Origin of the sequence: Micromonospora kangleipakensis (assembly GCF_004217615.1) — a bacterium.
Taxonomy (GTDB): Bacteria; Actinomycetota; Actinomycetes; order Mycobacteriales; family Micromonosporaceae; genus Micromonospora; species Micromonospora kangleipakensis.
On record NZ_SHLD01000001.1, the window covers coordinates 3,763,800 to 3,777,680 of the forward strand.

A 13,881-nucleotide genomic window follows, 5' to 3' on the forward strand; every position below is an offset into this window, starting at 1 on the left:
CCACCGACCCGCGACGGCCGGCCCTGGCCCGAGCCCGGCCTCCGTGACGTGTGTGGGCCGGCCGGCCGTCGGCGATCGACGGTCAGGAGGTGGGGGTGAGCTGGCCGATCGGCAGGTCGCCGCCGCGGCCGCGCTCGGCGTGGTTTCCGGTGCCGACGGTCGCCGACGGGCCGCCGACCGGAGCCGGCGTCGGTGCGGTGCCGGCGGCGTGGGCGGCCCGGGTCGGGGCGGGCACCACCGGCGCCGGCGTGGGCGCCACCCGGGCGGGGCCGGCCGGAACCGCCCGGCGGAGCCGCCGGGCCAGCCGGCTGACCAGCTGCCCGACGGTCACCGGGACCACCGAGAGGACGAGCTGCCCGCTGCGCGGGTCGACGGTGGCGGCGACGCCGTACAGGCGCAGGCCGTGCCGGAGCAGCCGGGGACGGCCGGTGGCCAGCCGCGGCGCGCGGACCGGGGCGCTGCCCCGGCCGTGCGTACCGGTCAGCTCGGCGCGGACCGGGTGCCGCTGGCCGGTCGCCGCGCTGGCGGCCAGCAGCCGGTCCACCGGGAAGTCGGTGCGGACGGTCCGGCCGGTGGGGTCGGTGGCGTCCAGCAGGGTGGTGCCGGCGAGCTGCCCGGCGACCAGCCGGACCGGACCGGCCTCCGCCGCGAACCGGGGGTACGGGCTGCGGGTGGTCACCGCGAGGGTGTGCCCGCCCTCCCAGGTCACCTCGACGGTGTCGAGCTTGGCCAGCCAGTCGGCCCGGACGTCGGTGACGTCGGCCCAGCCGCCGGTCCGGGCGCCCGGGTAGCCGGCGTGCCACCGGCCGTCCTCGACCACCGTCGGCGGGACGCCGCGCTCGGCGTCCTGGTCGATGACGGCGAGCAGGTCGTCCACCCCGCCCGCGGTCACCGCGCCGAGCCGCAGCCGGGCCTCGATGTCGAGCCGGTCCCGCAGGTCGTCGGTGACGTACCGGTCGACCAGCCGGCGGACCACCGCGTGCACCTGTTCCTGGTCGGCCCGGTCCAGCCGGCGGAAGTCGTCGCCGACGAGGTTGGCCAGCTCAAGCCCGACGTGCCGGCGCAGCACCGCGTCGCGCCGGGGCCCGGCCGGGATCAGCGCGGCGACGAACGCGAAGAGCCGCTCGACGCTGACCAGGCGGGCCGCCACCCGGCTGTGGTAGGTGATGTTGCGGGCGTTCAGCCGGCGTACCGCGTGGTAGTAGTCGTAGTCGGCGAGCACCGAGATCCGCCGGGCCCGGTAGCAGGCCTCGAGGGTGAACGGCTGGTCGCTGAGGACCGGCATGTCCTCCGGGAAGCGCAGCCCGTGCCGCTCGACCAGCTCCCGCCGGAACAGCTTCGTGTTCGCCAGGGACCAGGGCAGCGCCGAGTCGAACAGATCCACGTCGACCGCGTTCCCGGCGTTGAAGACGTCGGAGAAGACGTGCCGGCCGTTGACCCCGACCACCTTGCCCAGCACGACGTCCGAGCCGTGCCGGTCGGCTGCGGCGACCAGGCGTTCCAACGCCTCCGGGCCGAGGTGGTCGTCGGAGCCGAGGAAGAACACGTACCGGCCGGTGGCCAGCTCCAGGCCCCGGTTGCAGGGGGCGGCCGGGCCGCCGGAGTTGGCCTGGTGCACCACCTTGACCGTGCCGGGGTGCCGGGCGGCGAGCCGGTCCAGCAGCCGCCCGCCCCCGTCGGTGGAGCCGTCGTCCACCGCCACGATCTCCATCCGCTCGTGGCCGATGGTCTGGTCGAGCAGCGAGGAGAGGCAGGTCCGCAGGTACGGCATGGTGTTGTAGACGGGGACGACGACGCTGACGTCGGGCGCGGTCATCGGATCGCTCCTTGGGCGGTTGGCGGATCGGTCAGCGGCACGCCGGGCGTCGCGGGGTCGGGCGCCGCGGGCGGTCCGGCGTCGGCCAGCAGCCGCTGGTAGACCCCGTCCAGCACCTCGGCCTGCGCCCGCCAGGTCCAGCTCTCCAGCAGCCCCGGCCGGTCGTACACGGCGCGGTGACGGGCCGGGTCGGCGAGCACGGCACCCACCGCGCGGACGAAGTCGTCGACGTCGGCGGCCCGGAAGACCTCGCCCTGACCGGTCTCCCGCACGGTGGCGGCCATGGTCCGCACGTCGCTGACCACGAGCGGCAGCCGGGCGTGCGAGTACTCGAAGAACTTGGTGATCAGCGCGATCTCGTGGTTGGGCCAGCGGTGGATCGGGATCACCCCGACGTCGGCGCAGGAGAGGAAGGGCACCACCTGCCAGTGCGGCACGTACGGCAGGACGTGCAGCCGGTCGGCCACCCCGGCCCGGGCGGCCCGGGCAGCGAGCTGCTCGACGTGCCGCAGCGCGGGGTTGACCACCAGCGCGACGTGCACGCCGGGCAGCCGGGGCAGGGCGTCGACGAGGGTGTCCAGGCCGCGTTGCGGTGCGGCCGCGCCGCTGTAGACCAGCAGCGGCACGTCGGCGTCGAGGCCGCACTCGGCACGGATGTCCGGCGGCGGCGCGTCGTCGGTCGGGCCGTGCTCCGCCGCCGGGGCGTTGAGCAGCACGGCGGGCGGCGCGGGCAGCCGGTGCTCCCGGCGCAGCAGCTCGGCGAGGTCCGCCGAGACGGTGAGCACCGCGTCGGCGTGCGGGGCGTACTCCCGCTCGTGCGCCCGGTGCGCCGGCAGCCAACGGGCGTGGTCGCGCCACGGCTTGATGCCGGGCAGGAACTCGTGCGCGTCCCAGACCAGCGCGACCCGCCGGCCCTGCCCGGCGGCGCGGATCTTGGCGCGGGCGCCGACCCCGAGCATCCGGAAGTCGTGGGCGTGGATCAGGTCCGGGCGGAGCCGGTCGACCTCCGGGCCGTAGGCCAGCTCGTAGTCCCAGAGCCCGGGCTCCAGCCGCCGCCAGGCGCGGTCGCCCTGCACGACCTGCCAGAACAGGGTGTACGCCCGGTCCCACGGGTTGCGGAACTTCCGCCCGCTGCGGACCCGGTTCATCATCTTCGTGCGCAGCCACACCCAGCGGCCGACCAGCCGGGCCGCCGTGGCGCGTCGGCGCAGTCCCCGGCGGGCCCGGCGCAGCCGGTCGGGGCCCAGCTCGCCGGCGCGGGCCCGCTGCTCGAGCAGCGCGGCGCGGACGGTCAGGTCGGCCTGCCAGGCGCGCACCCACTGCGCCCGGTGCTCGGCGATGCCGCCAAGCCGGTACGCCAGCGGCCAGCGCAGCCAGGAGCGGCGGAACTCGTGCCGGCGCCGGTCCAGTGGGTTCGGCATCGGCAGCAGCCGGACCTCGGCGGCGCCGAGCTGCCAGCTGTGCTCCACCGCGTCCGGCGACCGCCCCAGCAGCGTGACGTCCCAGCCCGCCTCGGCGGCCGAGCGGGCGATCTTCTGCACCCGGGAGTCGCCCTCGACCTTGTTGTCGACGAGCATGACGATCCGGCCGCGGCGCGGCCCGGCCGTCGTGTCGTCCTGTCCCACTGCTGGTCCTCCGCTGGTCGGCCGGCGTCTCCGGCGCGACCCCACGCTGGTGGAGCCAGTCGTCGCAGCGGCAACGTGGACGTGACGTCCAGGCGACCGGCGGGCGGCGGTTGAGTTGTGACCCAGGGCACAGGGACCGCCGGTGGGGAGGTCGGACCGGCCTCCCCGCCGGCGGCGCCGGTCAGCCGTCGGCGGCGGCGAGCCGTCGCCAGACCAGCGCGGTGAGCAGCGCCATCGCCGCGCCCGCCAGCCAGAACGGCGCGACGACGCTCCCCGTCGCCTGGGCGATCAGGCCGCCGGTCGCCGTGCCGACGGCCGCCCCGCCCAGGTCGGCCAGGGCGTACGCGCCGTTCACCCGGCCGCGCAGCCGGTCCGGCACGAGTCGCTGGCGCAGCGACACCACCAGCACGCCCCAGACCATGGTGTGCACGCCCCAGACGGCCAGGGCCGCCCCGGCCACCCAGGGTTGCCGGGTCGTGGCGAGCACGACCTGGAGCCCGACCTCGACGAGCAGCCCGACCCGCAGCAGCGCCGGGGTGCCGAACCGGGCCCGCAGCCGGGGCGCCAGCGCGGTGCCGGCCAGCCCGCCGAGCGCGGCGGCGGTCAGCAGCACCCCGTACCCGATCTCGGTGAGGCCGAGCCGCTGCCGGGCGTAGAGCACGAACGCCGCGAACGCCGCGCAGAACGCCACGTTCATCACCGCGATGCAGCCCACGAGGGTGCGGAGTACCGGCACACCCCAGAGCGCGCATACCCCGGCGGCGATGTCGGCCCGCAGCGACCTGGGCCGCTCGCTGGCCGTCGGCTCCGGCGTCGCCGGGGGTACCGGACGCCAGCGCAGCAGCGCCAGCAGCAGCGCGGCCAGCCCGAAGGTGGCCGCGTCGAAGGCGAACGGCGCCGCCGCGGCGAGCACGAAGAGGTACGCCCCGAGCGGCTTGGCCGCGAACTGGTTGCCGACCACGAAGGTGGCGAAGAGCCGGCTGTTGGCCTGCTCCAGCCGCTCCGGCGGGACCACCGAGGGCAGCAGCGCCCCGGCGGCCGTGTCGGCCAGGGTCTCCCCGACCCCGGTGAGGAAGAACGCTAGGCAGATCAGCGGCACGGTGGCCCACCCGGCGAGTACCGCGACGGCGAGCGCGGCCAGCACCAGGCCCCGGCCGACGTTGACGCCGACGATCAGCCGGCGTCGGTCGAGCCGGTCGACGAGAGCCCCGCTGACCAGGGCGAAGAGCAGCCACGGCAACTGCTGGGCGAGGACCGCCGCGGCGACGGCGGCCGGGTCCCGGGTGAGCGAGGCGACCAGCAGCGGTCCGGCGACCATGGTGACGCCGTCGCCGAGGTTGGTGACGGCGCTGGCGGTCCAGAGGCGGCGGAAGTCGGGGCCGAGCCGGCCGGTGGGGACGGTGGCGGTCATGCCGACCACCGGGCAGGGGTGTGACGTCCGGGCGCGACGAGGCGCCCGGACGGGTTGTCCGGAAACACGAGGAACTCCCTCGGAAGCGATGTGGGTTGGCGTGGTCACGCCATGACGGAGGACCCGCGCGGGGGCGGGTCACCTGATCGCTTCGCGGCGAGGAGTGGTGTCGAGGGGACGAGCCCGCTCCCGGCGGCGGGGCCGGCGGTGGGCGGGATCGGTGGGCCGGGCGGCGCCGGGGCGCCGGACGGCTCGGGTCAGGACACCGCGGTCCCCAGCGGCGAAGCGGGAGCCAGCACCGTGCCGAGAAGAGCCATACCCATGATCGACCTCCTGCCGTCGAGGCGTCACGCTAGTGGGCGGCGGCCCGGTCCGCGACCCCGGTTAAACGTCGGCCGGGCCGGTGAGCGAGAGTGTGGCCACGTGAGATACCTGCGCACCGACGGGCGGGTCGGGATCCGCCGCCCGCGCCCCGCCGACGAGGGCGAGTTCATCGCCGCCGTCCGGCGCAGCCGGGACCTGCACCACCCGTGGCTCGCCGCCGCGGACGACCCGGAGAAGTACGCCGCGTACCTGCGCAAGGTGCGGGGACGGGACAGCTCGGGCTACCTGTTCTGCGACCAGGCCACCGGGGAGATCGCCGGGTACGCGACCATCAGCGGCATCGTGATGGGCGCCCTGCGCGGCGGCTATCTCGGGTACGCCGCCTTCCTGCCGTACGCCGGGACGGGGCACGCCTCCGCCGGCATCGGTCTGGTGCTCGACCACGCCTTCACCGGGCTCCGGCTGCACCGGCTGGAGGCGAACATCCAGCCCGGCAACGAGCCGTCCAAGCGCCTGGCCCGCCGGCTGGGCTTCCGGCTGGAGGGCTTCTCCCCGGACTACCTCTTCATCGACGGGGCGTGGCGGGACCACGAGCGCTGGGCGATCACCGCGCCGGAACCCGGCTGACAGCGCGGTGGCGGCCGCCGTACGGCGACCGCCACCGGATGTCGGCTCAGCGTCCGGGGCCGCGTGCCTGCGGACGCTGCCCGGTCAGGCGCTCCAGCCGCGCCTGTTTGTGCTCGACGCGCCGCCGCTGCCGGGGCGTCAGCTCCGGGCGGCCACTCTGCCGCAGGTATGTCGGCACCCGCCGGTCGTTCGGGATCGGCAGCTTCATGATCCGGTCCTCCGTTCCTCATGGACGGCGAGGGGAAGGTCCCGCAGCACCGGCACCTCCTGCCGCTGCGGCTCCCGGGTCAGCGTCGCGGTGAACCGCTCCGGCCGCACCTCCAGGTACGGCGGGGCGTCGCCCTCGGCGTACCCGGCGACCGCGACCGCGACCGGGGCCCGGCACCGCCGCTCCGGCCGCACCCGGATGGTCTGCCCGGGGCGGACCAGGTACGAGGAGCGGTTCACCTTGCCGCCGTCGACGGTGAACGTGTTGTGCGCGACCAGGCCCCGGGCCTCGTCGATGGAGCGCGCGAAGCCCGCTCGGTGCACCAGCGCGTCCATCCGCTGCTCGAGCTGCCCGACCAGGTTCTCCGCCGCGTCGCCGGGCTGCCGGCCGGCCGCCGTCAGGGCGCGGGCCAGCTGCCGTTCCCGCAGCTCGTAGCCGGCGCGTACCCGATGCCGCTCGGCGTCGTCCAACCGGTAACCCCGCGGGGCGCGCCGTGGCCCGCCGCGCACGCCGACCGGATGCCGCTGTCGCCGCAGCCGGTAGCCGTGCGCCGGATGCAGTGGGACGACATCCTCCGGTGAGGGACGTACCGTGGTCCGGACCGCCATGTCATTTCCTCCCTTTCTCGCGGTCCCACCACCCTCCGCCGCCGTCGGGTGAGGCGACCCCACCCGGTGCGGGTGAGCCGGCGGTCAGCTCCCCGGCTTCGGGAAGGCCACCGGGCTGCGGTGCCCGTCCCGGTCCACCGCCCGGACGCCGAAGAAGACGTTGTCCTTGGAGAGGTCCACGGTCACCTCGGTGACGTCGCCGACCGGGATCACCTGCTGCCACTCGGCGGCCGTGGTCTCCCGCCACACCACCTCGTAGCCGGCCAGGTCCGGCTCGTCGCCGCGCTGCCAGGGCAGGGTGGTGTCGTTGGTGAGGTTGGTGGTGACGATGGTGGCACCCTTCGGGGTGCCCGGCGCCTGGGCGAGGGACCAGAGCGCCGCGCCGTTCACCCGGGCGACCCGGGTGATGTACCCGAAGTCGCAGAACTCCGGCAGGTCGCCGTACTGCACGCCGTCGAGCACCCGGACGTCCTGGTGCTGGTGGGCGAAGTCCTCGTTCGGCTCGGTGAACCGGCCGGCCGGCCAGCCCTCCCGCAGGAACGAGATGTGGTCGCTGCCGCGCAGGTAGCGGTCCCGGCGGTAGATCACCCGCACCCGCATCCCGGTCGCCCCGTTCTCCGCCACGTCGCAGACGAACCGGGCGAGCTGTCGCGAAGGGGAGTCGTTCTCGCCGCCCACGGACTGCCGGGTGCTCGCCTCGGCCGGCGTCTCGGCGGTCGGCACTCCCTCGGCGAAGAGTCGGACAGCACGCGGGTCGCGGGTGCCGTCGTCGGCGGTGCTGCTGCCGACGATGTCGTCGCTGAACATGCCCTGCACGTCCACGCCGGCCGCCTTCAGCTGCTTCGCCAGGTACGCCGATCCGTACAGGCCCTGCTCCTCGCCGGCGACGGCGGCGAAGACGATGGTCGCCTCGGTGCGCCGGGTGGCCATCACCCGGGCCAGCTCGATCAGCACCGCCACGCCGGAGGCGTCGTCGTCGGCGCCCGGGGCGTCGCTGACCGCGTCCATGACGTCGGTGGCCCGCGAGTCGTAGTGGCCGGTGATGACGTAGGTCCGGTTCGGGGCGGAGTCGCCGCGCAGGGTGGCCACCACGTTGGTGATCCGGGGCGCGGTGGGGATCCGGGAGGCGGGCTCCTGGACGTACGACTGCAGTTCCACGGTCATCCGCCCGCCGGAGGCGGCGGCGTACCCGGAGAACTGCGCGAAGATCCAGTCGCGGGCGGCGCCGACGCCCCGGACGGGGTCGTCCTGGCTGGAGAGGGTGTGCCGGGTGCCGAAGGCGGCCAGCCGGCGGACGGTGGCCTCGATCCGGTCGCGGTCCACCTCCCGCAGCAGCGCGGCCAGCTCCCGGTCGGGCGGCTGCGGCCGGACCGGCCGGCCCGGACCGGGCGGCGGGCCGGCCTCGTGCGCCGCGGCGGGCGCGGCGGCGAGCGGAGCGGCGACGGTGGCGGCGGTGGCCGCGGCGGAAGCGGTCAGGAAGCCTGCGCCGGGTCGGCCTCGTGGGCCGGCCCCCGGCGGTTTCGTGGGTTCCCATCAGCGCATCCTCGCCCCGGCGTACGAGGTTTGTCTATGTCTTCCGGGGCTGGGGGATGCTCAGGTCCGGCTTGCCCGCCGGCTCCCCGTCCGCTGCGTCGTCCGGCACCGGCGCGTCCTCGGGCAGTTCCCGCTCCGGGGCCTGGGCGGCCTCGTCCGGCGGCCCGGCGTCGCTGGCCGTCGCCGCCGCGGGGCCGGCGAGCGCGGGGGCGCGGCGGCGCAGGGCGGTAACGCCGTCCGCCAGGCACGCCGTGACCGCCTCGAGGGCGGCGGCGGCCAGCACGATCAGCCCGACCCGCAGCAGCACCGCCTCCTGGATGCCGAAGCGGCTGTACTCCCCGGCGGAGTACATCATGCCGGCGACCGCGCTGGCCGTGCTGGCCAGCGCGAGCAGCGCCCCGGCCCCGGCCAGCCAGCGGGCCCGCCGGAAGGCCCGCGCCAGCAGGCCGACGCCGAGCGCGACCAGGAAGAGCACGCCGGCCTGGGGCAGCACCTTGTGCCGGTCGGGGAAGAAGACCTTCTCCGGGAAGGTGGGCAAGCCCGGCACCGGCTGTGCGTACCGGCCGGCGGTGCCGTCCAGCGAGGACGGCAGCACCTTGAGCACCTGCTCGGTGTAGTGGTCGGGGTGGGCGCGGGCGTACCGGTAGCCGACCGACCCCTTCTCCCGCTGCACCCACGCCATCAGCTCCGGGCACTCCCGGTACGCCTTGATGAACGGGCCCATCGCCCAGAAGGGCGTCTCCGCCAGCCGTTCCGCCCGCTCGCACCCGGGCATCCCGAACTCCTGCTGGTACGCCGCCTTCACCTCGGGGTCGTTGAGCACCTGGAACCGCAGACGGTAGAGGAAGGTCGCGTCGGACAGGCTCAGCCCGGTGCCCCACGAGCGGTAGCTCTGGTCAATGGTCGGCACGATGGACAGCTGCCAGCCGACGGTGCCGAGCAGCAGCACCGTGGCGACCAGCCCGCCCCACCGGTAGCGCCGCCGCGCGGCGTGCCCGGCCAGCACGACCACGAGCAGCACCACGTACGGCAGCACGTCCTGCCGGGTGAAGGCCCACCAGGTGGTGACCAGGACCAGCGCCCCGAGGGCCGTCCAGGAGCGGGTGGTGACCCAGATCGTCAGCAGCGCCAGCGCCGCCACGCCGAGGCTGATGGAGAGCGACTCGGAGAGGATGGCGTGGTCCCACGTGTAGACCGAGCGGGCCAGCGCCAGGCAGATCAGCGCCGCGGCGCTGAGCAGCCGCGCCGGCAGGTGGCGCAGCCGCCCCCAGCACGCGCAGATCAGCAGCGACCAGGCCAGCGTGCCGATCGTCCATTGCAGCGTGACCCGCGCCGCGTCGGTGTCGACCAGGGCGTAGAGCAGCGGGACGCCCCAGGGCCGGGGCGCGTGCCCGGTGAACGACAGCGTCTCGATCGGCGTCCCCGGCCGGTCCGCGTACGAGCCGGTGTCCGGGGCGGTGAAGAGGGCGTAACCGGTCAGGATGCGGATCCGGGCGTACAGATAGACCCCGAGCAGGACGAGCAGCGGCAGGTGCCGCCAGGGCAGGCGGCGGAGCCGCCGGCGCGGCGGCGGAGGCGACGCGGTCGACGTGGCGGGCTGTTCCGTGGCTTCGGCGGCCTCGGTGGCCATGCGGAATCCTCACCGTGTGTGGGCTGGACCGGCGGAAGCGTAGCCAGCCGGCGTCCGTCCTGTGTGCCCCGAACCCGTCCTGCCGGAATTGTCGTCCGCAAGACGTCGGTTCGGTGGGGTCGGTAGGGGCCGGACGGACGACCGCCCCGCTCCTCCTCGGCGGTAGTCAGAAACGGTCGCCGGCCGCACGGGCTTTCACCCGGAGCCGCCGTACGCGGCGACGGCACCGCCGACGGCGCCGAGCTCTGGCTGATCCTGCTGTCGGAGTACTGGCGGTGGACCCGGGACGACGAGACCCTGCGGTTCCTGCGCGACAACGCCCTGGCCGTGCTGCACTGGAGCGACGACCACGGCGACCGGGCCGGCGACGGCCACGTCGGGCATGCCACCCGCTGGCCCGCTCGCGGACCCGGCGCTGGCCCAGCGGCTGCGCGCGGACACCGCCCGGCGGTGCCCTGGTCCGGGGCGATGCTCGGTCTGAACCGGTGGACGGGCTGGCTGGCGCTGGACCCGGACGCCCCTGCCGAGCTGGGACGGGATCACCGCCCAGCGGGTCCCGGGCCTTCGGCCACCGCTACGACCTGGCGGCCGTCGGCCGCGGCGGGTACGTCCTCCGGGCGCCCGACCGAGTGGCACGTTTGTCGCGCGTTTCGGCGGGAACGGCAGCGGGCATGACGAAACCTCGTGTGGTGATCGTGGGGGCCGGGTTCGCCGGATACCACGCGGCGAAGACGTTGAGCCGGCTGGCCGGCAAGCGGGCCGAGATCGTCCTGCTGAATTCGACCGACTACTTCCTCTACCTGCCGTTGCTGCCCGAGGTCGCCGCCGGGGTGGTCGAGCCGACCCGGATCTCGGTGCCGCTGTCGGGCACCCTGAACGGCGTCCGGGTGGTGATCGGCGAGGCGGACCGGGTCGACCTGCAGAACCGTTGGGTGGGGTACCGGCAGCAGGAGGGCGACCGCGGCCAGTTGGCGTACGACCGGCTGGTCCTCGCCGTCGGCAGCGTCAACAAGTTGCTGCCGATCCCCGGGGTGACCGCGTACGCGCACGGCTTCCGCGGCCTGCCGGAGGCGCTCTACCTGCACGACCACGTGGTCCGGCAGATCGAGCTGGCCGAGCTGACCGAGGACCCGGCCGAGCAGCGGGCCCGGACCACCTTCGTGGTGGTGGGCGCCGGCTACACCGGCACCGAGGTCGCCGCGCACGGGCAGCTCTTCACCGATCGGCTGATCGCCCAGCGTCCGCACCTGAAGGTGCGCCCGCGCTGGATGTTGCTCGACGTCGCGCCCCGGGTGCTGCCCGAGCTGGGCGATCGGATGTCGCGGACCGCCGACCGGGTGCTGCGGCGGCGCGGAGTCGACGTACGGATGGGCACCTCGGTGTCGGAGGCCACCCCGGACGGGGTGATGCTGACCGACGGCGAGTACGTGCCCACCTGCAGCCTGGTCTGGTGCGTGGGGGTGCGCCCAGACCCGTTCGTCGCGGAGCTCGGGCTGCGCACCGAGAAGGGCCGCCTGGTGGTCGACGAGTTCCTCAACGTCCCCGGCTACCCCGAGGTGTACGCCTGCGGCGACGCGGCCGCCGTGCCCGACGTGACCCGCCCCGGCCAGATCTGCACGATGACCGCCCAGCACGCGCAGCGGCAGGGCAAGCTGGCCGCGCAGAACATCGCCGCCTCGTACGGGCAGGGCAGTCGTAAGCCGTACAAGCACTACGACCTCGGCTGGGTGGTGGACCTGGGCGGCAAGGACGCCGCGGCGAACCCCCTGAAGGTGCCCCTGTCGGGCCTGCCGGCCAAGGCGGTGACGCGCGGCTACCACCTGCTGGCGATGCCCGGGAACCGGGCCCGGGTGGGCGCCGACTGGGTGCTCGACGCGACGATGTCCCGACCCGCCGTGCAGCTCGGCCTCGTCCCGGCCAACGCGGTGCCGCTGGAGAGCGAGTCGCCCGAGATGGTCCGCCGCGCCTGAGCGACGGTCAGCCGTCGGCCGGTGGCGGCGCCCCACCGGTTCCGGGGGGCCGCCGGTTTCCGGGCCCGCCGCGCGTCGACTCCGGGGCGTTCGCGGTGGCGTCGGCGGTGCCGGTGGCGGGGGGCGGCACGGCGCGCAGCCCCTTCGGGGCGAGCTCGCGGAGCAGGATCTGCGCCATCCCGGCGGCCGGGATGGCAAGCAGGGCACCGACCAGACCGGCCAGCTCCGCCGCGAGCAGCACGCTGACCAGCACGGTCAGCGGGTTCAGCCGCACCGCCCGGGACATGATGACCGGCTGCAGCAGGTGGTTCTCCGCCTGCTGGTAGACGACGAAAAAGACCAGCACGATGATGCCGGCGGTGGGGGAGTGCAGGAACCCGGCGCCGGCGGCGATGACCGCGCCCAGCGTCGCGCCGACCAGCGGGATCAGGTCGGCGATGGCGACCAGCAGGGCGATCACCCCGGCGAACGGCACGCCGGTGAGGAAGAGCACCGCGAAGGTCAGCCCGCCGCAGATGACGCTGATCAGCAGGTTGCCGCTGAGGTAGCCGGTAATGGTGCGGGACGAGTCGCGGCCGATGCGGCGCAGCCGTTCCGCCCCGCCGTCGCCCGCCAGGGCCAGCGTCCCGGCAATGATCTTCGGGGCCTCCAGCACCATCAGGTATGCCAGGACGATCACCGTGAGCAGCCCGGCGACCGTCTGCAGCACGCCCCGGACCAGCCCCACGGCGGGCTGGCCGAGCCGTGAGCCGTACCGCTGGAGCTGGTCGGCGTGGGTATTGGCGTACTCCCGCAGCCGGAGCCGGGTAAGCGCCTCACCCACCGGGCCGCGGCCCGCCCGGGCCTCCCGCAGCAGGTCCGGGGCCTGGTGGGCGAACCGGGCCACCTCGCCGACCAGTGGCAGGACGATCATCGCGGCGAGCGCGCCGAGCAGGACGAACGCGGCCACGAAGACCAGCAGGGTGGCCAGCGCGCGGCGTCGCACCCAGCGGCGTTCCAGCCGGTCGACCAGCGGTTTCAGGGCCACCGCGAAAAACGCCGCGACCAGGGCCCAGACCAGCACCCGCCGGGTGGCCCAGACCAGGGCCAGCCCGAGCACGGTGGCCAGCACCAGGCCGATGACGATCAACGCCCGCCGGGCGGTGGACCGGTCCTGGGCGTCGCTCATCCGGCGCGGCTACCCGGCCGGGCTCCGGAAAAACCCCCAGAACGGCCCACACCGCCGGCCGCCCGGTCCGCGGCCCCGCTCCGGTCTGGTCCGGCTTGGGCGGGCCGTCGGGTCAGTCCGCGGCGAGGGTGGCGTCCGTGGCCGGGCGGGCGCCGGAGACGAAGGCGTCCAACGTGGGGCCGTGCAGCACCCCGCCGGGGACGGGGTCGGCGGCCACCCGGGCGGCGAGCCGGCGTACCGGCAGGCGGTCGGGCCGGTGCGCGGCGGCGAGCACCAGGTTGCCGTACCGGCGCCCGCGCAGCATCCGCCGGTCGGCGACCAGGCAGACGTCGGCGAACACCGCCCGCAGGGTGGCGACCTGGGCGCGGCAGAAGACCAGCGGGGGGAGGTCGGTCACGTTGACCAGGTAGACGCCGTCGGGGTGCAGCGTCCGGGCCGCCTCGGCGGCGAACTCGACGCTGGCCACGTGCCCGGGCATCCGGGCCGCCCGGTAGACGTCGGCGAGGACCAGGTCGTACCGGCCGGTCGGGGCGTCGGTCACCGCGTCCCGGGCGTCGGCGACCGCCACGGTCACCTCGGGCGGCAGCGGCGGCAGCTCCCGGCGGACCAGGCCGACCACGGCCGGGTCCCGCTCGACCGCCAGCTGCGCCGATCCCGGGCGGGTGGCGGCCAGCCAGCGCGGCAGGGTGAGCGCGCCGCCGCCGAGGTGCAGGGCGGTCAGCGGCCGCCCCGGCGGGGCGGCCAGGTCGATCACCGCGGCCATCCGCCGGACGTACTCGAAGTGCAGATGGCGCGGGTCGACGACGTCCACGTAGGACTGGGCGACGCCGGCCGCGAGCAGCGTACGCCCGGTCCGTCGGGCCGGGTCGACGACCAGCGCGAGGTCGTCGGCGGCGCTCTCCATGGCCGGCAACGGTAGCCGATCCGGTCGGGCGGCCGGCCGGGTCGGGCCGGCGGGCTC

11 protein-coding genes are annotated in these 13,881 nt (G+C 75.5%); 2 read left to right on the top strand and 9 right to left on the bottom strand.

What is annotated here, in order from left to right:
• Positions 1–82 precede the first annotated feature (82 nt).
• The 3 genes from EV384_RS18115 to EV384_RS18125 all read right to left on the bottom strand — a co-directional run bounded on the left by EV384_RS18115 (position 83) and on the right by EV384_RS18125 (position 4,852).
• The gene (locus EV384_RS18115) at positions 83–1,816 is read right to left on the bottom strand and encodes a glycosyltransferase family 2 protein (protein ID WP_242624139.1); all 1,734 of its coding nucleotides are present in this window, start codon (positions 1,814–1,816) and stop codon (positions 83–85) included.
• Positions 1,813–3,393 carry a glycosyltransferase family 4 protein gene (locus tag EV384_RS18120; protein WP_130340657.1) on the bottom strand — a complete coding sequence of 527 codons (1,581 nt, stop codon included), beginning with the start codon at positions 3,391–3,393 and terminating at the stop codon, positions 1,813–1,815. Before EV384_RS18120 ends, EV384_RS18115 begins: the two co-directional genes overlap by 4 nt.
• A 229-nt stretch (positions 3,394–3,622) precedes the next feature.
• Entirely contained in the window at positions 3,623–4,852 is a 1,230-nt protein-coding gene (locus EV384_RS18125; RefSeq protein ID WP_130334908.1) for an MFS transporter, read from the bottom strand.
• Positions 4,853–5,275: 423 nt separating this feature from the next.
• Between EV384_RS18125 and EV384_RS18130 the strand changes: the two genes are divergently transcribed.
• Entirely contained in the window at positions 5,276–5,803 is a 528-nt protein-coding gene (locus tag EV384_RS18130) for a GNAT family N-acetyltransferase (protein WP_242624140.1), read from the top strand.
• A 46-nt stretch (positions 5,804–5,849) separates the two neighbouring features.
• Here EV384_RS18130 and EV384_RS34895 read toward each other — a convergent pair whose 3' ends face one another.
• The 4 genes from EV384_RS34895 to EV384_RS18145 form a co-directional block, all read right to left on the bottom strand.
• Positions 5,850–6,011 carry a hypothetical protein gene (locus EV384_RS34895; RefSeq protein ID WP_161557994.1) on the bottom strand — a complete coding sequence of 54 codons (162 nt, stop codon included), beginning with the start codon at positions 6,009–6,011 and terminating at the stop codon, positions 5,850–5,852.
• Complete coding sequence (gene rpsD, locus EV384_RS18135) at positions 6,008–6,619, bottom strand: 30S ribosomal protein S4 (protein ID WP_130334912.1); 612 nt, start codon at positions 6,617–6,619, stop codon at positions 6,008–6,010. Before rpsD ends, EV384_RS34895 begins: the two co-directional genes overlap by 4 nt.
• Positions 6,620–6,703: 84 nt before the next feature.
• Complete coding sequence (locus tag EV384_RS18140) at positions 6,704–7,942, bottom strand: M20/M25/M40 family metallo-hydrolase (RefSeq protein ID WP_242624141.1); 1,239 nt, start codon at positions 7,940–7,942, stop codon at positions 6,704–6,706.
• A gap of 244 nt (positions 7,943–8,186) precedes the next feature.
• Entirely contained in the window at positions 8,187–9,782 is a 1,596-nt protein-coding gene (locus EV384_RS18145; protein WP_130334916.1) for a hypothetical protein, read from the bottom strand.
• 671 nt (positions 9,783–10,453) lie between these two features.
• Between EV384_RS18145 and EV384_RS18150 the strand changes: the two genes are divergently transcribed.
• Positions 10,454–11,752, top strand: a complete 1,299-nt coding sequence (locus tag EV384_RS18150; protein WP_130334918.1) for an NAD(P)/FAD-dependent oxidoreductase — start codon at positions 10,454–10,456, stop codon at positions 11,750–11,752.
• A gap of 7 nt (positions 11,753–11,759) precedes the next feature.
• On the opposite strand, the gene EV384_RS18155 is transcribed toward EV384_RS18150, so the two are convergent.
• Positions 11,760–12,920, bottom strand: coding sequence for an AI-2E family transporter (locus EV384_RS18155; protein WP_130334920.1), 1,161 nt, complete (start codon positions 12,918–12,920; stop codon positions 11,760–11,762).
• 112 nt (positions 12,921–13,032) lie between these two features.
• A complete protein-coding gene (locus EV384_RS18160) occupies positions 13,033–13,824 on the bottom strand; it encodes a spermidine synthase (protein ID WP_130334922.1) in 792 nt (263 codons plus the stop codon).
• Between the last annotated feature and the right edge of the window lie 57 nt (positions 13,825–13,881).

Coding starts and splice junctions, on each gene's coding strand:
- EV384_RS18115 (WP_242624139.1), bottom strand. CDS start 1,816: ATGACCGCGCCCGACGTCAGCGTCGTCGTCCCCGTCTACAACACCATG.
- EV384_RS18120 (WP_130340657.1), bottom strand. CDS start 3,393: ATGCTCGTCGACAACAAGGTCGAGGGCGACTCCCGGGTGCAGAAGATC.
- EV384_RS18125 (WP_130334908.1), bottom strand. CDS start 4,852: ATGACCGCCACCGTCCCCACCGGCCGGCTCGGCCCCGACTTCCGCCGC.
- EV384_RS34895 (WP_161557994.1), bottom strand. CDS start 6,011: ATGAAGCTGCCGATCCCGAACGACCGGCGGGTGCCGACATACCTGCGG.
- rpsD (WP_130334912.1), bottom strand. CDS start 6,619: ATGGCGGTCCGGACCACGGTACGTCCCTCACCGGAGGATGTCGTCCCA.
- EV384_RS18145 (WP_130334916.1), bottom strand. CDS start 9,782: ATGGCCACCGAGGCCGCCGAAGCCACGGAACAGCCCGCCACGTCGACC.
- EV384_RS18150 (WP_130334918.1), top strand. CDS start 10,454: ATGACGAAACCTCGTGTGGTGATCGTGGGGGCCGGGTTCGCCGGATAC.
- EV384_RS18155 (WP_130334920.1), bottom strand. CDS start 12,920: ATGAGCGACGCCCAGGACCGGTCCACCGCCCGGCGGGCGTTGATCGTC.
- EV384_RS18160 (WP_130334922.1), bottom strand. CDS start 13,824: ATGGAGAGCGCCGCCGACGACCTCGCGCTGGTCGTCGACCCGGCCCGA.